19 protein-coding genes, 1 tRNA gene and 1 pseudogene are annotated in these 17,495 nt (G+C 65.4%); 12 read left to right on the top strand and 9 right to left on the bottom strand.

The features are described from left to right. Positions 1–76 precede the first annotated feature (76 nt). Positions 77–161, bottom strand: a tRNA-Leu gene (locus tag N2604_RS37580). A gap of 154 nt (positions 162–315) precedes the next feature. On the opposite strand from N2604_RS37580, the gene N2604_RS37575 reads away from it, so the two are divergent. After that, positions 316–855: a disulfide bond formation protein B gene (locus N2604_RS37575; RefSeq protein WP_260372948.1), complete on the top strand. Its 540-nt coding sequence runs from the start codon at positions 316–318 to the stop codon at positions 853–855. Between the two features lie 3 nt (positions 856–858). On the opposite strand, the gene N2604_RS37570 is transcribed toward N2604_RS37575, so the two are convergent. Next, complete coding sequence (locus N2604_RS37570) at positions 859–1,944, bottom strand: AbrB family transcriptional regulator (protein ID WP_260372947.1); 1,086 nt, start codon at positions 1,942–1,944, stop codon at positions 859–861. A gap of 100 nt (positions 1,945–2,044) precedes the next feature. Continuing rightward, on the bottom strand, positions 2,045–2,338 hold the full coding sequence (locus tag N2604_RS37565; RefSeq protein ID WP_260372946.1) for a PsiF family protein: 294 nt from the start codon (positions 2,336–2,338) through the stop codon (positions 2,045–2,047). 200 nt (positions 2,339–2,538) lie between these two features. Between N2604_RS37565 and N2604_RS37560 the strand changes: the two genes are divergently transcribed. Beyond that, entirely contained in the window at positions 2,539–3,021 is a 483-nt protein-coding gene (locus tag N2604_RS37560; RefSeq protein ID WP_260372945.1) for a hypothetical protein, read from the top strand. Positions 3,022–3,145: 124 nt separating this feature from the next. Here the strand turns inward: N2604_RS37560 and N2604_RS37555 are convergent, their stop codons facing one another. Then, entirely contained in the window at positions 3,146–3,694 is a 549-nt protein-coding gene (locus tag N2604_RS37555) for a TetR/AcrR family transcriptional regulator (protein WP_260372944.1), read from the bottom strand. A 107-nt stretch (positions 3,695–3,801) separates the two neighbouring features. On the opposite strand from N2604_RS37555, the gene N2604_RS37550 reads away from it, so the two are divergent. The 3 genes from N2604_RS37550 (at position 3,802) to N2604_RS37540 (ending at position 5,456) form a co-directional block, all read left to right on the top strand. Further along, positions 3,802–4,230: a thioesterase family protein gene (locus tag N2604_RS37550; RefSeq protein ID WP_260372943.1), complete on the top strand. Its 429-nt coding sequence runs from the start codon at positions 3,802–3,804 to the stop codon at positions 4,228–4,230. 3 nt (positions 4,231–4,233) lie between these two features. After that, positions 4,234–4,683, top strand: a complete 450-nt coding sequence (locus N2604_RS37545) for a PaaI family thioesterase (protein ID WP_260372942.1) — start codon at positions 4,234–4,236, stop codon at positions 4,681–4,683. A gap of 113 nt (positions 4,684–4,796) precedes the next feature. Next, positions 4,797–5,456 (top strand): DsbA family protein, encoded by a 660-nt coding sequence (locus N2604_RS37540; RefSeq protein ID WP_260372941.1) that lies wholly within the window; start codon positions 4,797–4,799, stop codon positions 5,454–5,456. Positions 5,457–5,538: 82 nt separating this feature from the next. Here N2604_RS37540 and N2604_RS37535 read toward each other — a convergent pair whose 3' ends face one another. From N2604_RS37535 to N2604_RS37525, 3 genes are all read right to left on the bottom strand, one after another. Continuing rightward, a complete protein-coding gene (locus tag N2604_RS37535) occupies positions 5,539–5,745 on the bottom strand; it encodes a hypothetical protein (RefSeq protein WP_260372940.1) in 207 nt (68 codons plus the stop codon). An 81-nt stretch (positions 5,746–5,826) separates the two neighbouring features. After that, positions 5,827–6,897, bottom strand: a complete 1,071-nt coding sequence (locus N2604_RS37530) for a phospholipase (RefSeq protein ID WP_260372939.1) — start codon at positions 6,895–6,897, stop codon at positions 5,827–5,829. Between the two features lie 25 nt (positions 6,898–6,922). After that, positions 6,923–7,894, bottom strand: a complete 972-nt coding sequence (locus N2604_RS37525) for a S1C family serine protease (protein ID WP_260372938.1) — start codon at positions 7,892–7,894, stop codon at positions 6,923–6,925. Positions 7,895–8,173: 279 nt separating this feature from the next. On the opposite strand from N2604_RS37525, the gene N2604_RS37520 reads away from it, so the two are divergent. From N2604_RS37520 to N2604_RS37495, 6 genes are all read left to right on the top strand, one after another. Beyond that, positions 8,174–9,592 carry a M20 family metallopeptidase gene (locus tag N2604_RS37520; RefSeq protein ID WP_260372937.1) on the top strand — a complete coding sequence of 473 codons (1,419 nt, stop codon included), beginning with the start codon at positions 8,174–8,176 and terminating at the stop codon, positions 9,590–9,592. A gap of 261 nt (positions 9,593–9,853) precedes the next feature. Further along, a complete protein-coding gene (locus N2604_RS37515; protein WP_260372936.1) occupies positions 9,854–11,644 on the top strand; it encodes a peptide ABC transporter substrate-binding protein in 1,791 nt (596 codons plus the stop codon). A 26-nt stretch (positions 11,645–11,670) separates the two neighbouring features. Beyond that, positions 11,671–12,630 (top strand): ABC transporter permease, encoded by a 960-nt coding sequence (locus N2604_RS37510; protein WP_260372935.1) that lies wholly within the window; start codon positions 11,671–11,673, stop codon positions 12,628–12,630. After that, positions 12,596–13,513 carry an ABC transporter permease gene (locus tag N2604_RS37505; protein WP_260372934.1) on the top strand — a complete coding sequence of 306 codons (918 nt, stop codon included), beginning with the start codon at positions 12,596–12,598 and terminating at the stop codon, positions 13,511–13,513. The genes N2604_RS37510 and N2604_RS37505 overlap by 35 nt, the downstream gene beginning before the upstream one ends. Next, on the top strand, positions 13,513–14,508 hold the full coding sequence (locus N2604_RS37500) for an ABC transporter ATP-binding protein (protein ID WP_260372933.1): 996 nt from the start codon (positions 13,513–13,515) through the stop codon (positions 14,506–14,508). Before N2604_RS37505 ends, N2604_RS37500 begins: the two co-directional genes overlap by 1 nt. After that, positions 14,505–15,473 (top strand): ABC transporter ATP-binding protein, encoded by a 969-nt coding sequence (locus N2604_RS37495; protein WP_260372932.1) that lies wholly within the window; start codon positions 14,505–14,507, stop codon positions 15,471–15,473. Before N2604_RS37500 ends, N2604_RS37495 begins: the two co-directional genes overlap by 4 nt. A 12-nt stretch (positions 15,474–15,485) precedes the next feature. On the opposite strand, the pseudogene N2604_RS37490 reads toward N2604_RS37495, so the two are convergent. Together N2604_RS37490 and N2604_RS37485 are read right to left on the bottom strand one after the other, a co-directional pair. Next, a pseudogene (locus N2604_RS37490) lies at positions 15,486–16,065 on the bottom strand (HAD family hydrolase). 173 nt (positions 16,066–16,238) lie between these two features. Next, entirely contained in the window at positions 16,239–16,460 is a 222-nt protein-coding gene (locus N2604_RS37485; protein ID WP_260372931.1) for a dodecin, read from the bottom strand. Positions 16,461–16,605: 145 nt separating this feature from the next. On the opposite strand from N2604_RS37485, the gene N2604_RS37480 reads away from it, so the two are divergent. Then, on the top strand, positions 16,606–17,487 hold the full coding sequence (locus N2604_RS37480; RefSeq protein WP_260372930.1) for a DMT family transporter: 882 nt from the start codon (positions 16,606–16,608) through the stop codon (positions 17,485–17,487). The last annotated feature ends 8 nt before the right edge of the window (positions 17,488–17,495 follow it).

Here is a 17,495-nt window from a genome sequence, read left to right as displayed (position 1 = left end):
CTCATGCAGAGGTGCCGGTTTTTCAAGGGCTTGGAGCGCTGCGCGGACGGCTGCGGACGGGTCCGAACAACCTAGTTGGTGCCCCTGGCCGGAATCGAACCAGCACTCCTTGCGGAACTCGATTTTGAGTCGAGCGCGTCTACCAGTTCCGCCACAGGGGCCCTCGGTCGGCCTTGAGGCGGCGTCGCGAAGCCGGCGGACTATAGCCATGGACGGGACGGGGTCAACCCGCGCCAAAGTGATCCCGGCCGTTCTCGACAGGCGCATGGGCCGGGGCTAGAGGCTTGGGGCGCGAGAGATGCGAAAGAGGCTGCCGTGACCACCCAGAGTGCCGCCATAGCTGCGTTCAAGCCGGCCGCCACGAGCCCCGCGCTGACCGCCTCGTTGCTGGTCACGCTGATCGCCACCGTCACCATCGCCGGCGCCTGGTTCTTCCAGCTCGTGCTGGAGATCCTGCCCTGTCCATTGTGCCTGGAGCAGCGCTACGCCTACTATCTCGCAATACCGCTCGGTGCCCTTACGGCACTGGCAGCGCGGAGCGGCGCGCCGCGGCCGCTGCTGCTGGCGGGGCTTGCGATCCTCGCCCTGGCGACGCTCGCCAATGCCGGCCTCGGCGCCTACCATTCCGGGGTCGAATGGGGGTTCTGGAAGGGACCGACCGACTGCTCCGGTCCGGTCGTCAATCTCGGCAGCGCCGCCGATCTGCTGTCGAAGCTCGACACCGTGAAGGTCGTGCGCTGCGACGAGGTGCAGTGGCGCTTCCTCGGCCTCTCGCTCGCCGGCTACAACGTGCTGATCTCGCTCGTGATGGCCGCGATCGCCGCGTGGGGATCTGTGCGGACGGCGAAGCGCTAAAGCTCAATCGTCCACGTCGTCCTGCGTGCGTCCGAACAGATGCACGATGCCCGGCGTTGCGATCGTCACGAACACGAAACGCGACAGGTGATGGGCGCCGACGAAGATCGGGTCGATGTGCAGCGTCAAGGCCAATGCCAGCATCGCGTCCATCGCGCCGGGCGCGAAGGCGACGACGACGTCGGAGAATTTCACCTGGGTGGTCAGCGCCACGATGCCGACGAAGATGGCGGAGACGGCGATGGCCACGGCAAACGAGCCCAGGGCCGCGCCGAGGTGGCCGGCGAGGGTCTTGATCCGCATCCGCGCGAAACGGCTGCCGATCAGCGCGCCGATCCCGATCAGCGCCACGCCGCGCACCCAGTCCGGCAGGCCACCCTCGACCCATCCGGCACCATGCAGCACGCTGGAGGCGATCATCGCTCCGAACATCCAGCTCGCGGGAAATTTGATCAGCCGCAACACGAGCGCTGCCGCCAGCGAGGCCGCGGCAAGCTCCAGGAGATCGAGCGGCGAGGCGATCGCCGTCGTCAGCGACGGCGCGGCGGAGGGTGCGACGCCTGCAATCGCCAGCACCATCGGCAGCGCGGCGGTCAGGATGATGACGCGCATGGTCTGCACCACCGCAATGCCCGGCAGGTCGGCGCCCCGCTCGACCGCCAGGATGGTGATCTGCGACAGCGCGCCGGGGCTGCCGGCCAGGAAAGCCGAGGTGCGGTCCCAGCCATGAATGCGCTGGAGGTAATAGCTCGAGCCGAACGTGGAGCAGAACGTGGCGAGCGCAAGCAGGCCGATGGTGAGAGGATAGGCGCTGACCTGCTGAAGCAAATGGCGCGAGACGACCGAGCCCAGCGAGATGCCGAGCAGCACCAGCACGGTCTGGGTCAGGATCGGCGGCAGGGTCAGCTGGCGGCCGGCGATCGCGGCGATCCCGACCGCGATCATCGAGCCCGAGATCAGCCCGCCGGGAAGGCCGGCGAGCAGAAACACGAGGCCGCCGGCGGTCCCGATGACGAGCGTCTCCAGCGTGCTCAGGATCTTGGCACGGCTCGGCCATTCGAACGACAGGGAGGCGGTGATTTGCTTCACGCCACCTTATCGCAAATCAGCGTGAGGCGCACAATTGCAGGCACGTCATGCCGCAATGCGCGACGCCTTTCTCGGATGCTCGCCGTGGATCGCGACGGGCTTATTTTTTGTCGGCAGCAGGAGCTGCGGGGGCGGCGGTGCCAGCCTTCGCTTCCTTCATGCACTCACGGCGAAATTTCTTGCGCTCCTTGCCCTTCAATCCCTTGGCGTCCGCCTGCTTGGAGCATTCGAGCGACTCGGCCGAGCGCTCCTTCGGTGCCTTCTTGTCGGCGGTGACAGCGGCATCGGTCTTCGTATCGGTCTTGGTGGCCGGCGCGGTGGTCTGCGCGAAAGCGGTGCCGGTGACGAGCAGGGAGGCGAGAGCGACGGCGGCGAGGCGGGACGTGAAGGTCATGTGGTGCACTCTGCTTGCGAGAATTGCGAAGGGCAGAAACGTCGGCTCGTGTTGCTGAACGCGACATGAATGAGTCGAGGGGCGGGATCACTATATTTTGCCGGCGCAAGGCATCGCATCCTTGTCGCAAGCGGTCGGCACGCTAGGATAGCAATCCTCAATTCACTTCCGTCAGGGAAGTCCAAGCAGGAGACCCAAGGATGACCATTCAGACGAAATTGTTGTGTGCGATCGCAGCGTCGGGTGTCGCGGCATTGCTGGCGAGCGCGCCGGCGCAGGCACTGACTGCGCAGGAGTGCAGCGCGAAGTACCAGGCCGCAAAGAAGGACGGCTCGCTCGGCACCATGAAGTGGAATGACTTCCGCAAGGCCCAGTGCGGTGCCGATGCGACGCCCGCCGCTGCGCCGACCGCGGCAGCGCCCGCCGCTCCCGCGGAGCCGAAGCAGGCCAAGAAGGAAGAGGCACCCGCCGCCGCGCCGACCCTGCCGGCCGGACCCGCGATCTACCCGAACGCGGTCGATCCGAAATATGCCAAGGAGACTCCCGGCAAGGCGCGCCTGCACACCTGCGTCGACCAGTACAATGCCAACAAGGCCACCAACGGCAACGGCGGCTTGAAGTGGATCCAGAAGGGCGGCGGCTATTACAGCGAATGCACCAAGAAGCTGAAGGGTGCCGCCTGAGCTTCGAATAGCTACGAAGGCCGGAGCAACGCTCCGGCCTTTTCGCCTGAATATTCGCGCACGATCTTTTCGGAAAACCGCTGCACACTTTGCGCTTGCGCGGCCCTCTGGGTCCGGATCAGGCTCAGTCGAGCAGCTTCTCGGCGGATTTCGCCACGAGCTGCGACCGCTTGCGCGGACCGCTCTCGACGAACAACAGGCTCTGGCCGAAGATGAAGCAGTAGAACAGGAAGGCCTGCGCGTCGGCCTCCTCGGTCGCAAGGCCGGTCGCGCGATAGAGGTCGCCGACGTGCTTGAGCCGCTCCGCGTCGACGTTCGCCACCGCCGCCGCGGCGTTCTGGTCCGAGCGGGCCCATTGCCGGATCGCAAGCTCGATCGCCATGCCTTCGGGATTGAGCCGCTCGGAATAGAGCTGGATCACCGCCCCGAGCCGCTCGCGGGGCGTTTGCCCGTCGAGACTTGTCTGCTGCGCGATCGCGGCGATGCGGCCCTTGCGCCAGGCTTCCAGCATGGCCTCGAGCAGCGCGGCGCGGTCGGCGAAGCGGCGGTAGAAGCCGCCCTTGGTGACGCCGAGATTCTTGGCGAGCACCTCGACCCGCACGCCCTCCACCCCGGCGCGGGCGAGCTCGGCAAATCCAGCCTCGACCCAGACATCGCCCTTGCCGTCACTCATGAAGGAAGCCTCACCCGGTCTTGATACGGTGCCGTATTGCTAACGCGGCACGGGTTTGATACGCTACCGTATCAAGGCTCAAAGACGAAAAAGCCGGAGGGAGTGCGATGGAGCAGGAGGCGACCTATCGCGGCACCGTCTATCCGTGGCAATGCGACCATGTCGGGCACATGAACATCATGTGGTATGTCGGCAAATTCGACGAGGCCAACTGGAATCTGTTCGCTCGCCTCGGCCTGACGCCGAGCTATTTGCGCTCTTCCGGCCGCGGCATGGCCGCCGTCCAGCAGAGCATCGCCTACAAGCGCGAGCTGCTGGCCGGCGATATCGTCGAGATCCGCAGCCATCTGCTCGAAATCAGGGACAAGTCGATCCGCTTCCGGCACGACATGACGAATGCCGAGACCGGCGAGCTCGCCGCGACGTGCGAGATCACCGGCGTGCACATGGATCGCCAATTGCGGAAGTCCGCACCGTTCGCCGATGCCATCCGCGAAGCGGCCTCGAGGCATCTTGCCGAACCAGCCGAGGCCTGAGCCATGGCTGCGTTTGAGCCGAAAAACCCGGGCTATCGCGCGGCTTCCATCGCCATGTTCGATAGCCAGCCGGCAATGCGCACGCTCGGCATCGTGATCGTCCGTCTCGCGCCGGGCGAGGTCGAACTGGCGATGCTGCATGCGCCGGCCCTCACGCAGCAGAACGGTTTCATCCATGCCGGCATCATCGCGGCCGGGCTCGACAACGCCTGCGGCGTTGCGGCCTTCAGCTTGATGCCCCCGGAGGCCGGTATCCTCACCGTCGAATTCAAGACCACGCTGCTCGCGCCCGCCCGCGGCGAGCGCTTCGTCTTCAAGGCCGAAGTGGTCAAGCCCGGCCGCACGCTGACCTTCTGCGAGGCAAAGGCCTACGCCGAGCATGATGGCAAGACCACGCTGATCGCCGCGATGAGCGGGACGTTGATGGCGATGCTGCCTCACCCGGCGGCCTAGCTGAGCCGGGTGCGTTTCGCGTGGCAATCACGTCCGCGGCATTCTATATGACCCGTAACAATGGCTGGTCCGCGGGCGTATCTCCGCAAGATGGGACCGAAACGGGACGAGATATGACGGGATTTGGGAAGAGTGGCCTTGCGCCGACGCGGCGCGCAGCCTTGATGCTGATCGGAGCGGGTGCTCTCGCGGTAGGTGGCATCGTCCCGGCCCGCGCGGCGGCCGGGGATGACGAGGTGCTGACCGAAGCCAAGGTGCTGCGCGATCCCGACACGCCCGTCGCAGGCAATCCCGACGGCAACATCACCATCGTCGAATGGTCCGATTACAATTGTCCCTATTGCCGCAAGCTCGAGCCCGAACTGCGCCAGGTCGTCCAGGACGACGGCAAGGTGCGGCTGGTGATGAAGGACTGGCCGATCCTCGGGCCGGTTTCGGTCGCCGCCGCGCGGAGCGCGCTGGCGGCCAAATTCCAGAACAAGTACCACCAGGCCCATGACGCCATGATCGGCGTCAGCTCGCGCCTGACCGAGTCGCGCATCAACGAGCTGCTCGCGGCCGCCGGGGTCGACATGGACCGGTTGAAGCGCGATCTCACCGGGCACGCCAAGGACATCGACGCCATCCTCAAGCGCAACAACGAGCAGGCTGAAGCTTTCGGATTCCATGGCACCCCATCCTTCATCGTCGGCAAGTATCGCGTGCCCGGCGCGCTCAGCATGGCCGAGTTCGAGCAGGTCATCGCCGACGCCCGCAAGGCCAAGATGAACTGAGCCGGCGGTATTTCAGGGCGCAATAAAAAGGGCGCCGTCGCGGATCTTGCGACGGCGCCTTGTTCATGTCGATCGGACGAAACTACTTCGACGAGATCCGGACCCAGTCCTTGTGCGCGCGATCGCGCAGCGCATCCCAATCGGCCTTGGCGACGTCCCAGTTCACGATGGTGCGCTTGGTGATCGCGACCTCGCCATTGGCGACCGACGACGTCTGCATGGAATCATAGACGTAAACGCCGCCCGCAAGCAGCAACGCGCCCAGGATCATTCCGAAAAAAGTCTGCATGGCGAACCTCCGGTGACGGGCAATAACGTCGGCCCGGAGTGATGGTTCCGCGACCATGCGGCGCATCTAAGGAGAGGTTGTTCATTCTCCGTTCAGCCACTGCATCAGCTCCGCATTGATCTCGCGCGGATAGGTGTGGCTGAGGTCGTCGACCTCGCGATAGGTGACTTGGGCACCGCCCGCGGAGAGCGCCGCCTGCGTCTGTCGCGCGGTCTGCACCGGAAACATCCAGTCGAGCTTGCCGTGAGTGATGAAGATAGGCAGGCCCTGCAGGCGCGTTGCGTCGGCCATTTCCGCCATCAGCGGATGGAAGGTCGCTGCAACAGGCGCGAGATGCGTGAACGGTGAGGCGCCGTCGAGGCCGGTGACGTAGCAGAAGGTGCCGCCGTCGCTCATGCCTGTCAGCAGCATGCGCGAGGGGTCGATGCTCCAGCGGCTGCGCACGTCCTCGAGGATGCGCATGAGGTTCGGCGTGTCGGTGTCCTCGCCCATCAGCGCCCAGGTTGGTCCGGTCGCGGTCGGCGCCACCAGGATCGCGCCACGACTGCGGGCGTCGCGGAGCCAGCTCCACAGAAAGCCGCGTCCGTTGCCGCTGCCGCCATGCAGCGCCATCACCAGCGGCATGTCTCGCCCGGGCGTGTAATATTCGGGGACATAGACCGAGAAGCCACCGCGGCTGCCAGGCTCGTTGTGGTCGTGGAAGATGCCGGTATCTTCGCTCGCGCCGGCTTCGAGCCGCGACAACAAATCCGCATTGTCGCGATTGGCGGCGTTGAGGAAGAAGCCGCTCACGGGCGGAAACTGCGACGCCAGCGGATAAAGCGCCTCCTGCGCGCGAGGGACATGGCGCAGGGCGCGGAACACCGCGACGAGATCGCCATGGCCTCGCTCGACCTCGCGAATGCCGGCAAAGGCAGCGAGCGTCTCGCCGCAGGCGCGATCGAGCCGCTCGCGCAGGCCAGCGAACTGTTCCGGCCAATCCCCGATTGCCGCGTGCGCCGTCTGCAGCGCCTGGTCCGGCGTACCGATCGCATCCATCACCGTGGCGAAGGCCGGCGGATGCAGATGCCGCTGGAAGAAGCCGAGCGCTTCCAGCGCGTTGAGCAGCGGCGGCAGCACGGCCACGATGTCGTCCACCACGGCCTCGGTCATCGCCCGCTTCCTCAAAGCCCTTGGATCAGTGCAGCTTCGGCGCCTTCAGGAGCTTGAAGCGATCGGTCGACGTCACCGTGACGTCGAAGGTGACGCCTTCATGATGAACGGTGAGCGGCACGTCGACGCCGGCGGCGCCGAGCGCCCACATTTTCTTGTAGAAGGCGGTCTGGCTCGTCACCTTGTCGCCGTTGACGGCGAGGATGACGTCGCCGGTCTTGAGCTCGGCGCGGGCGGCCGGGCCGTTGGCGGAGATCCCGATCACCACCACGCGGTTGTCGATCTCCGTCGAGAAGAGCCCGAGCCAGGGCCGTGCCGGCTTGTTGACGCGGCCGAACTTGCGCAGATCGTCCAGGATCGGCTTCAGGAGGTCGATCGGCACGATCATGTTGACGTGCTCGGCCTTGCCGTCACGTTCGCGCTCGAGCTGGAGCGAGCCGATGCCGATCAGCTCGCCGCGTTCGTTGAGCAGTGCCGTGCCGCCCCAGTTCGGATGTGCGGGAGCGGTGAAGATGGCCTCATCCAGCAGATATTCCCAGTAACCGGCGAATTCCTGCTTTGCCACGACCTGGCTCGCGACCGAGCGCGTGCGCCCGCCGGCGCCGCCGACCACGACGCGGTCGCCGATCCGCGTCGCCGCCGATGAGCCGAGCGGCAGCGGCGCAATGTCGAGCTGGCCGAGCGCCTGCACCAGCCCGAACCCGGTCTCGGAATCGAAGCCGAGCGCATGGCCCTCCACCACGCGTCCATCGGCGCGGTGCAGCCAGACCGATTCTGCCTCGGTGATGAGATAACCTATCGTGAGCACCAGGCCGTCGTCGATCACGACGCCGTTGCCGGCGCGTTCGGTGCCCAGCGTCTCGGCACTGAAGGCGTCCGGCGGGATGATGGCGTGCAGGCCGACGACGGAGCCGAGCGCGCGGTCGAGATCGAAACCGTAGTCGCTCGCCCGCGGCTGGTTCGCCGGCGGCACTCTCCATTCGGTCAGAGTGCTCATGGAGTTCTCCTGGCTGAGCATCGCTCCGGCAAGGCTGGCGGAGCGACGCGCGAAGCACGCCTAATTTAGGCCGGAGTAGGCCGTCTTGAAAGCCTCGTTCCCAACTATTCGGGAGAACGGTGCGTGAAATCTTCGAAAGGCTTGGAAACACCTCGTGCACGAAACGTCATGTGATCCGGCCGCGCCGCATGGCTGATGTCCGCGCCGGTTCTAGGCGGGCCAACATGAAGCTGCTAACCATTGCCGCTTCGTTTGACCAAGGGATCACGGACGACAAGCATGGACAACCGCAGCGACATCTGGCGTGGCATCGACACGATCAAGGCACGTTTCATCGACCTCAGCGACAGGGTCTGGGGCATGCCTGAGGTCTGCTACACCGAGGCGCGGTCTGCCGCCGAGCATCTCGCCGAGCTGCGTCATCAGGGATTCCGCATCACCGAGAACGTCGCCGGCATCCCGACTGCGCTGATCGGCGAGTGGGGCGAGGGCGGTCCGGTCATCGCCTTCATGGGCGAGTACGATGCGCTGCCGGGCCTCAGCCAGGAGGCGGGTGTCGCCGAGCATCGCCCGATCGAGACCGGCGGCCATGGCCATGGCTGCGGTCACAACCTGCTCGGTTCCGCCGCGCTGCTCGCCGCGACGGCGGTGAAGGACTGGCTGGCGGAGAACAATGTGCCCGGCCGCGTGCGCTATTACGGCTGCCCGGCGGAGGAAGGCGGCGCGGCCAAGGCCTTCATGGTGCGCTCCGGCGCGTTCGAAGACGCCGACATCGCCATCACCTGGCATCCGCACAGTTTCTGGGAAGTGGCAGTGACGCCGTCGCTCGCGAACACGCGCGCCGATTTCACCTTCACCGGCCGCACCTCGCATGCGGCGGCCTCGCCGCATCTCGGCCGTTCGGCGCTCGATGCGGTGGAATTGATGAATGTCGGCGTCAACTACATGCGCGAGCACATGCCGAGCGACGCGCGCGTGCACTACGCGCTGCTCGACACCGGCGGCATCGCGCCCAACGTGGTGCAGGCCCATGCGCGCGTCCGCTATTCGATCCGCGCGCGCGATCTTCCCGGCATGAACGAGCTGGTCGAGCGCGTGTCCAAGATCGCGCAAGGCGCGGCGTTGATGACCGAGACCAAGGTCGAGATGAAGATCATCTCCGCGGTCTCCAACATCCTGCCGAACGCGCCGCTGGAGCAGGCGCTGCACCAGGTGATGGAAGAGCTCGGACCGCCGCATTTCGACGATGCGGACAAGAGCTTTGCCGGCCAGATCCGTGCGACCTTGAGCGACAAGGACATCGCGTCGGTCTATTACGCGATCGGCATGGAGCCGACCGATCGGCCGCTGGCCGACTTCCTGGTGCCGCTCGACGCCAAGCGCAATCCGCTCGTCGGTTCGACCGATGTCGGCGACGTGAGCTGGGTGGTGCCGACGGTGCAGGTGCACGCACCCACGGTTGCAATCGGCACGCCCTTCCACACCTGGCAGGTGGTGGCGCAGGGCAAGAGCCCGCATGCGCACAAGGCCATGGTGCAGGCCGCCAAGGCGATGGCCGGTCTCGGCATCAAGGCGTTGACGGAACCGGAACTCATCAAGGCCGCCAAGGCGGATCTCCAGAAGCGGACGGCCAGGACACCTTACGTTTGTCCGCTGCCGGATCACGTCGCGCCGCCGCTCGACATGTCCGTGGCGTAGAATCGGCCTCGATACTTCGTCTGATCCAGCGAACAAATTTTCCGCAGTGCAGCGCGCAATCCAGCAGATTTTAATGCTGGATTGCCGAACGGATGGGCTGCGGAACGCAATTTTGCCCAACGGACAGCCAGAAGACCGTTTGCATACACACGGTCCCAGTTGACGTGCACCCCATTCGGTGTGCCATCTACCGCCAGCCAAACCCGGCGGTCGCCTCCAGCGGCCGCCTGCATCCATGCCGGCACCAGACGGGGGACAACCATGCTGGACAAAGAACTGCGTTCGATGATCGGTCAGGTGAAGGACGGGCGGATGGACCGCCGCGCCTTCATCAAGCGCCTCGCCGCGGTCGGTCTCACCGCTCCCCTGGCCAACCAGCTCCTCGCGCTCGGCGGCGTTGCCATGGCGCAGAGCCCCAATCCCTATTCTCCGACCAAGCGCGGCGGCGGCGGCGCGCTGAAGCTGTTGTGGTGGCAGGGGCCGACGCTGCTCAATCCGCATTTTGCCAACGGCACCAAGGACCAGGACGGCTCGCGTCTGTTCTATGAGCCGCTCGCGAGCTGGGACGCGGAGGGCAATCTCAATCCGATTCTGGCCGCCGAAATTCCCTCAGTCGCAAATGGCGGCCTTGCCGCCGACGCCAAGTCGGTGACCTGGAAGATCAAGCCCGGCGTCAAATGGCACGACGGCAAACCACTGACTGCCGACGATTTCGTGTTCACCTGGGCCTATGCCAGCGATCCGGCCACGGCCGCCGTCTCCGTCAGCACCTACGCAGACATGACGGTCGAAAAGGTGGATGACCTCACCATCCGCATCCTGTTCAAGAACCCGACGCCGTTCTGGGCCAACGCGTTCGTCGGCGCTTATGGATGCGTCATCCCGAAGCATCTGTTCGCTGACTACAAGGGCTCGAAGTCCCGCGAGGCGCCGAACAATTTGTCCCCGGTGGGCACAGGTCCCTACAAGTTCGTCGAGTTCAAGCCGGGCGACGTGGTCCGCGGCCAGCTCAATCCCGACTATCACATGCCCAACCGCCCGCATTTCGACACCATCGAGATGAAGGGCGGCGGCGATGCCGTCTCTGCGGCGCGCGCGGTGATCCAGACCGGCGAATTCGATTTCGCCTGGAACATGCAGGTCGAAGACGACGTGCTGCTGCGTCTGGAGAAGGGCGGCAAGGGCAAGACCGTCTACGCCACCGGCGGTGACATCGAGTTCATCGCCATCAATTTCACCGACCCCAACGTCGAGATCGACGGCGAGCGCTCCTCGATCAAGACCAAGCACCCGATCCTGTCGGATCCGAACGTGCGCAAGGCGCTCGCCCTGCTCGTGGATCGCGAGTCCGTCAAGAAAGCGATCTATGGCCGCGCCGGACGCACCACGGCCAACTACCTCAACGGTCCCGAGAAGTTCGTCTCCAAGAACACCTCGTGGGAGTTCAACATCGAGAAGGCGTCGAAGATGCTCGATGACGCCGGCTGGAAGGTCGGCGCCGACGGCATCCGCGAGAAAGACGGCAAGAAATTCAAGCTTCTGTACCAGACCTCGACCAACGGTCCGCGCCAGAAGACCCAGGCCATCGTCAAGCAGGCCTGCCAGAAGGCCGGCATCGACGTGGAGCTGAAATCGGTCGTTGCCTCGGTCTTCTTCTCGTCTGACGTCGCCAACCCCGACACGTTCCCGAAGTTCTATGCCGACATCGAGGAATTCCAGATCCCGATGACCCAGCCGGATCCGGCCCTGCACATGAAGCGCTACATCTCCGCCAATGTAGCCAGCAAGGAGAACAAGTGGCAGGGGCAGAATTTCCCGCGCTACGTCAACAAGGAGTATGATGACGCCATTGCTGCGGCCGAGACCGAGACCGATCCGGTCAAGCGCGCCGCGCTCTACATCAAGTGCAACGACCTGTTGTGGCAGGACACCGTATTCATTCCGGTGATGCATCGCCTGCTGGTGGATGCCTGCGCCAACACGTTGCGGCCGGCGCTCTCGGGCTGGGCCAATCGCACCGACAACATCCAGGACTGGTACCGGGAGGCATGAGCGCAGGCTAAACGGGATTTGTCCCTATGAGTCAGTATGTCCTGCGTCGCCTCCTGATTGCCGTTCCGAGCCTGCTGGCGATTTCGCTGGTGCTGTTCGTCGTGCTCGCGCTCGCGCCCGGCGATCCGTTCTCCGAACTGGCCACCAATCCGAACGTGCCGCCCGAAGTGCAGGCGGCACTCCGGGCCAAGTTCGGTCTCGATGATCCGATCCATCTCCGGTACCTGCACTGGCTCAACGCCATGCTGCACGGCGACTGGGGCTTCTCCTTCGTCAGCCGAATGAACGTCGACACGCTGATCCTGCAGCGCCTGCCGGCCACGCTCTACGTGATCGGCTCGGCGCAGATCCTGGCGCTGCTGATCGCGATTCCGGTCGGCGTCTATGCCGCTACCAGGCCGTATTCGCTGTTCGACCAGATCGCGAATACGCTCGCCTTCGTCGGCTTCTCGCTGCCGACCTTCTTCACCGGCATCCTGTTCATCCTGATCTTCTCGGTCACGCTGGACTGGCTGCCTTTCGTCTACACCACCGACATCAAGGCGACCGGCATCCGCTGGGTGCTGGAGATGATCCGTCAGGCGATCATGCCGGTGGCGGTGCTCGGCCTGTTTCAGGCGGCGTCGATGACGCGCTTCGTGCGCTCGGCGATGCTCGACGTCATCCGGCTCGACTACGTCACCACGGCGCGGGCCAAGGGCCTCGGCCAGGCCACGGTGATCGTCAAGCACGTGATGCGCAACGCCATGATCCCGGTGGTCACGCTGATCGCTTTGCAGATGCCCGCGGTGTTCGGCGGCGCCATCGTCACCGAGCAGATCTTCCGCATTCCCGGCATCGGCTCGCTGCTGATCTCCTCCATCCTTTCCAACGACACGCCGGTGGTGATGGCCGTCACCTTCGTCTTCGCGTGCCTCGTGGTGCTGTTCAATCTCATCGCGGACGTCCTTTATGGCTGGCTTGACCCTCGCATCTCCCTCCGCTGAGCGGGGCGTCTACTCGCCCTGGCGCGAGACGTGGCGGCGTTACAGCCGCCACAAACTCGCCGTCGTCAGCGCCTTCCTGCTCCTCATTCTGGTCCTTGCCGTCGTGCTTGGGCCCTTCGTGTGGCGTGTGAAGATCAACGACATCGACATTGTCGCAGGGCTACAGGGACCCTCGCTCGCCCATCCCTTCGGCACCGACGATCTCGGCCAGGACATTCTGGCGCGCATGATCTATGGCGGCCGCATCTCGCTCGCGGTCGGGCTCGCCGCGATGCTGGTCTCGGTCTTCATCGGCACGCTGATCGGTGCGCTTGCCGGCATGTCGCGCGGCGCGCTCGGACACGGATTGATGTGGCTCACCGACCTGTTCCTGTCGCTGCCGCAGCTGCCGCTGCTCCTGCTGCTGATCTATCTGTTCCGCGACGGGCTGAAGCAGGTGTTCGGCCCCGAAGGCGGCATCTTCATCCTGATCGTGCTCGTGATCGGAGGCCTGCGCTGGATGCCGGTCGCGCGCCTGGTGCGTGCGCAATTCCTGTCGATCCGCGAAAAGGAGTTCGTCGAAGCCGCCCGTGCGCTTGGCGCCAGCCCGGTGCGGCAGGTGGTGCGGCACATCCTGCCCAATGCGGTCGGCCCGGTGATCATCGCCGGCACCATCGACGTCGCCGCCGCGATCATCGCGGAATCGACGCTGTCCTTCCTCGGCCTCGGCTTCCCGCCGGATACCCCGACCTGGGGCCGGCTGCTGTATGACGCCAAGGATTTTCTCGACATCGGCCCGCACTGGGCGCTGTTTCCGGGCGGCGCGATCTTCATCGCGGTGGTCGCCATCAACTTCATCGGCGACGGTCTGCGCGACGCGCTCGATGCGCGACGGGTGATCTGATGGCGCCGCTGCTCGAGATCAAGGGCCTGAAAACCCACTTCTCCACCGATGACGGCATCCTCCAGGCCGTCGACGGCGTCGACATCTCCATCAACAAGGGCGAGACGCTCTGCGTCGTCGGCGAATCCGGCTGCGGCAAGACCGTGACCGCGATGTCGATTCTGAAGCTGATCGCGATGCCGCCGGGCCGGATCGCGGCGGGCCAGATCATCTTCGAGGGCCGCGATCTGGTGCCGCTGACCAGCAACCAGCTCGACGAGATTCGCGCCAAGGAGATCGGCTTCATCTTCCAGGAGCCGATGACCTCGCTCAACCCGGTGCTCACGATCGGTGAGCAGATCGCCGAGAGCCTGCGCCGGCACGAAGCCGTGACCAAGAAGCAGGCGCTCGAACGCACCATCGAGATGCTGAAGCTGGTGCAGATCCCCAATGCCGAAGGCCGCGTGCACAATTATCCGCACCAGTTCTCCGGCGGCATGCGCCAGCGCGTGATGATCGCGATGGCGCTCGCCTGCAAGCCGAAGCTGATCATCGCCGACGAGCCCACCACCGCGCTCGACGTCACCATCCAGGCGCAGATCCTCGACCTGTTGCAGGACATGAAGGAGCGCTTCGGCATGGCGGTGATGCTGATCACCCATGCCATGGGCGTCGTCGCCGAGACCGCGCAGCGCGTTGTCGTGATGTATGCCGGCAAGGTGGTGGAGGAGGCGCCCGTCGACGACCTCTTCGGCGATCCCCGTCACCCCTATACGCAAGGCCTGATCCGCTCGATTCCGCGTATCGATCTCGACAGCGAGCACAAGACGCGGCTCGAGGCGATCGGTGGCTCGGTGCCGATCCTGATCAACCCGCCGGTCGGCTGCCGCTTCGCGCCGCGCTGCAAGTTCGCCATGAATGTCTGTACCGAGAAGGAGCCGCTGTTGCGCGAGATCGCGCCCGGTCACCGCATGGCCTGTCATCTCGGCGATCCGAACCTGGGAGCCGCGTCATGAGCGAGCCCTTGCTCCGCGTCAGCGGCCTGAAGAAACATTTCCCGGTCCTCGGCGGCCTGCTGTCGCGCCAGGTCGGCACTGTCTATGCGGTCGACGGCGTGTCGTTCTCGGTCAACCGCGGCGAGACGCTCGGTCTCGTCGGCGAATCCGGTTGCGGCAAGTCGACCACGGGACGCTGCGTGCTGCGCCTGATCGAGCCGACCGACGGCGAGGTCACCTTCGACGGCCAGGATGTGCGCAAGCTCGGCGGCAACGACCTGCGTGCGATGCGGCGGAACATGCAGCTGGTATTCCAGGATCCGTTCGCCTCGCTCAATCCGCGCATGACGGTCGGGGCGATCCTTGGCGAGGCCTTCACCATCCACAATCTCGCCTCCTCGCCGAGGGAGCGCGAGGAGCGCGTGGCGGGCCTCCTGGTCAAGGTCGGGCTCAAGGCCGAGCACATGCGCCGCTATCCGCACGAATTCTCCGGCGGCCAGCGCCAGCGCATCGTGATCGCCCGGGCGCTCGCGGTGGAGCCGAAGCTGATCGTCTGCGACGAGCCGGTCTCCGCGCTCGACGTGTCGATCCAGGCGCAGGTCATCAATCTCCTGGAAGACCTCCAGGCCGAGCTGAACCTGACCTATCTCTTCGTCGCGCACGACCTCTCGGTGGTCGAGCACATCTCCGACCGCGTCGCGGTGATGTATCTCGGCCGCATCGTCGAGCTCGCCAAAGCCAGCGACCTCTACCGCAACCCGCAGCATCCCTACACCAGGGCGCTATTGTCGGCGGTGCCGGTGCCCGATCCCAAGCTGAAGCGCGAGCGCATCCGCCTCAAGGGCGACGTGCCGAGCCCGATGAAGCCGCCCTCCGGCTGTCACTTTCACACCCGTTGCCCGATCGCCCAGCCACGCTGCGCGGAAAGCGCGCCGGTGCTGAAGGAGGGTGCGGGCGGGCACTTCGTGGCGTGCCATCTGGCCTGACGAAACGCAGGTTCAGTCGAGCGGCAGGCCGTGCTCCGACAGAGCCTGCCTGAAAGCCTCCACGGACGTGTGATGATGCGCGAACAGGCCGGCCTGTCGCGCGCCGGCGACGTTTGCTGCGAGATCGTCGACGAACAGGACGGTCTCCGGTTTCGCCGCGAGCTCTGCGAGGCAGAGCCGATAGCAGTGCGGGTCCGGCTTGGCGGTCTTGAATTGGGCCGAGGCGTAGATCCGGGAGCCGAACAGCGGACGCAGGTCCGGCAGCAGCGTCTCGATGTGGTCGGCGACCAGCGTGGTATTGTTGGTCAGGACGGCGATGTCGATGGCTCGACGCAAGCTGTCGGCAATCTCCAGCATCGCGTGATCGGGAAGCATGGAACAGCGCCGCGCCTCGACCCACTCCTCCAACGACAGCGGGTAGCCGATGCGTTCGCCGAAGCCGCGCAGATAATCCGAGGCATCGAGCGCGCCGCAATCGCCGAGCGCCTCGAAGCCGGATCGCGTTGTAGACGAACTCGCCCGTGACCCCTGCGAGCTCGGCGAGATACGCCACCCGTTTGCTCCTGTCGTACCGACAGAGGACATTGTCCATGTCGAACAGGACGAGCTTGACCGCATCCACCACAGCAACACTCTAGCCCCGGCCGATACGGCCGCTCCGAGTACAGAGCTGAAGCTACAATGCTGGCTGAGAGCGGGTCAATGGCGGGGTCCGAGGCCGCCCTTCGCGAGTCCTGCGGATCGCTTCCGACGCGAGGGCCGTAGTCACTCTTCGAGCGTGAAGCCGACGCGCAACGTGACCTGATAGTGACCGACGGCGCCGTTCTCGATGTGGCCGCGCGTCTGCACCACCTCGAACCACTTCATCTCGCGAATGGTCTTCGACGCGCGGCTGATGGCGTTCTTGATCGCGTCTTCGATCGAGGTCTCGGACGATCCGACCAGGTCCAGGATCTTGTAGATATGGTCTCTCTCAGCTGCAGGCATCATGCCCTCCCTCGGTTGCGCTGCACGCGTCGATGCGTGTGCTATCACTTGAACGAGCACCAGGCAGTCCGGTTCCGTCCTGCGCGATGGCCCGCATGCACCAGCCGAGGTGGAGCGACCTGTCCCGGCCTGCTAAGCGCTGGGTATGGACACGGCGCGACGCGACAGGACGATCGGCTCTCTCTGCCTCTGCGTGACGGCGTTCGGCTGGGCGTTGAATTGGCCGCTGATGAAGCTGTTGCTGCAGCAATGGCCACCCTTGTTCGCGCGCGGGCTTGCGGGCGTGTGCGCCTCGCTCATTCTCGGCGCCCTGGTGCTGAGCCGGAAGGAATCCTTCGCCGTTCCGCGCGAGGCGGTCCCGCGGCTCTTGTTTGCGACCTTCACCAACGTCCTTGCCTGGATGGGTCTCGGCACGGTCGCGATGAAGTATGTGAGCGTGAGCGAGGGCGCGCTGCTCGCCTATACGATGCCGATCTGGGCGATGCTGTTCGCCTGGCCGGTGCTGCACACGCGACCGGCCCGACGGGATGTTTTCGGGCTGGTCCTCGGCGTTGCCGGCGTCACGCTGCTCCTGAGCGGCAACGGTTTTGCGTTCAGCACCGACAAGCTGGTCGGCATTGTGCTCGCACTGCTCTGTGCCATCCTGTTCGCGCTCGGCAACGTGCTGAACCGCAAGCCGCTGCCGATGCCGCCCCTGGTCGTCGTCGCCTGGCAGGTCGGGGTCGGCTGCGCCACGATGCTGGTCCTCGGCGTGCTGTTCGAGCGTCCTGACGTCACCGCGATCACCCCGCTGGGGCTCGGCTGCTTCGTCTACATGACGCTGGTGCCGATGGGCCTCTGCTACGTCACCTGGTTCGAGACGCTGCGCCGCCTGCCACCGACCTCGGCTTCGACCGGCATGCTGATCGTGCCCGTGATCGGCGTCGTCTCCGCCGCGATCATTCTGGGCGAGCCGCTGGGCTACCGCGAATGGACAGCGATGGCGCTCACGCTCGGCGGCGTGACGCTGGCTTTGCAGCGGGGATAGCAGAGCGC

The organism is Bradyrhizobium sp. CB1015, from assembly GCF_025200925.1.
Taxonomy (GTDB): domain Bacteria; phylum Pseudomonadota; class Alphaproteobacteria; order Rhizobiales; family Xanthobacteraceae; genus Bradyrhizobium.
This window is presented reverse-complemented; position numbering and strand designations above follow the sequence as displayed.

Coding starts and splice junctions, on each gene's coding strand:
- N2604_RS37525 (WP_260372938.1), bottom strand. CDS start 7,894: ATGAGCACTCTGACCGAATGGAGAGTGCCGCCGGCGAACCAGCCGCGG.
- N2604_RS37535 (WP_260372940.1), bottom strand. CDS start 5,745: ATGCAGACTTTTTTCGGAATGATCCTGGGCGCGTTGCTGCTTGCGGGC.
- N2604_RS37520 (WP_260372937.1), top strand. CDS start 8,174: ATGGACAACCGCAGCGACATCTGGCGTGGCATCGACACGATCAAGGCA.
- N2604_RS37565 (WP_260372946.1), bottom strand. CDS start 2,338: ATGACCTTCACGTCCCGCCTCGCCGCCGTCGCTCTCGCCTCCCTGCTC.
- N2604_RS37485 (WP_260372931.1), bottom strand. CDS start 16,460: ATGCCTGCAGCTGAGAGAGACCATATCTACAAGATCCTGGACCTGGTC.
- N2604_RS37555 (WP_260372944.1), bottom strand. CDS start 3,694: ATGAGTGACGGCAAGGGCGATGTCTGGGTCGAGGCTGGATTTGCCGAG.
- N2604_RS37540 (WP_260372941.1), top strand. CDS start 4,797: ATGACGGGATTTGGGAAGAGTGGCCTTGCGCCGACGCGGCGCGCAGCC.
- N2604_RS37530 (WP_260372939.1), bottom strand. CDS start 6,897: ATGACCGAGGCCGTGGTGGACGACATCGTGGCCGTGCTGCCGCCGCTG.
- N2604_RS37500 (WP_260372933.1), top strand. CDS start 13,513: ATGGCGCCGCTGCTCGAGATCAAGGGCCTGAAAACCCACTTCTCCACC.
- N2604_RS37510 (WP_260372935.1), top strand. CDS start 11,671: ATGAGTCAGTATGTCCTGCGTCGCCTCCTGATTGCCGTTCCGAGCCTG.
- N2604_RS37515 (WP_260372936.1), top strand. CDS start 9,854: ATGCTGGACAAAGAACTGCGTTCGATGATCGGTCAGGTGAAGGACGGG.
- N2604_RS37505 (WP_260372934.1), top strand. CDS start 12,596: ATGGCTGGCTTGACCCTCGCATCTCCCTCCGCTGAGCGGGGCGTCTAC.
- N2604_RS37550 (WP_260372943.1), top strand. CDS start 3,802: ATGGAGCAGGAGGCGACCTATCGCGGCACCGTCTATCCGTGGCAATGC.
- N2604_RS37480 (WP_260372930.1), top strand. CDS start 16,606: ATGGACACGGCGCGACGCGACAGGACGATCGGCTCTCTCTGCCTCTGC.
- N2604_RS37545 (WP_260372942.1), top strand. CDS start 4,234: ATGGCTGCGTTTGAGCCGAAAAACCCGGGCTATCGCGCGGCTTCCATC.
- N2604_RS37495 (WP_260372932.1), top strand. CDS start 14,505: ATGAGCGAGCCCTTGCTCCGCGTCAGCGGCCTGAAGAAACATTTCCCG.
- N2604_RS37560 (WP_260372945.1), top strand. CDS start 2,539: ATGACCATTCAGACGAAATTGTTGTGTGCGATCGCAGCGTCGGGTGTC.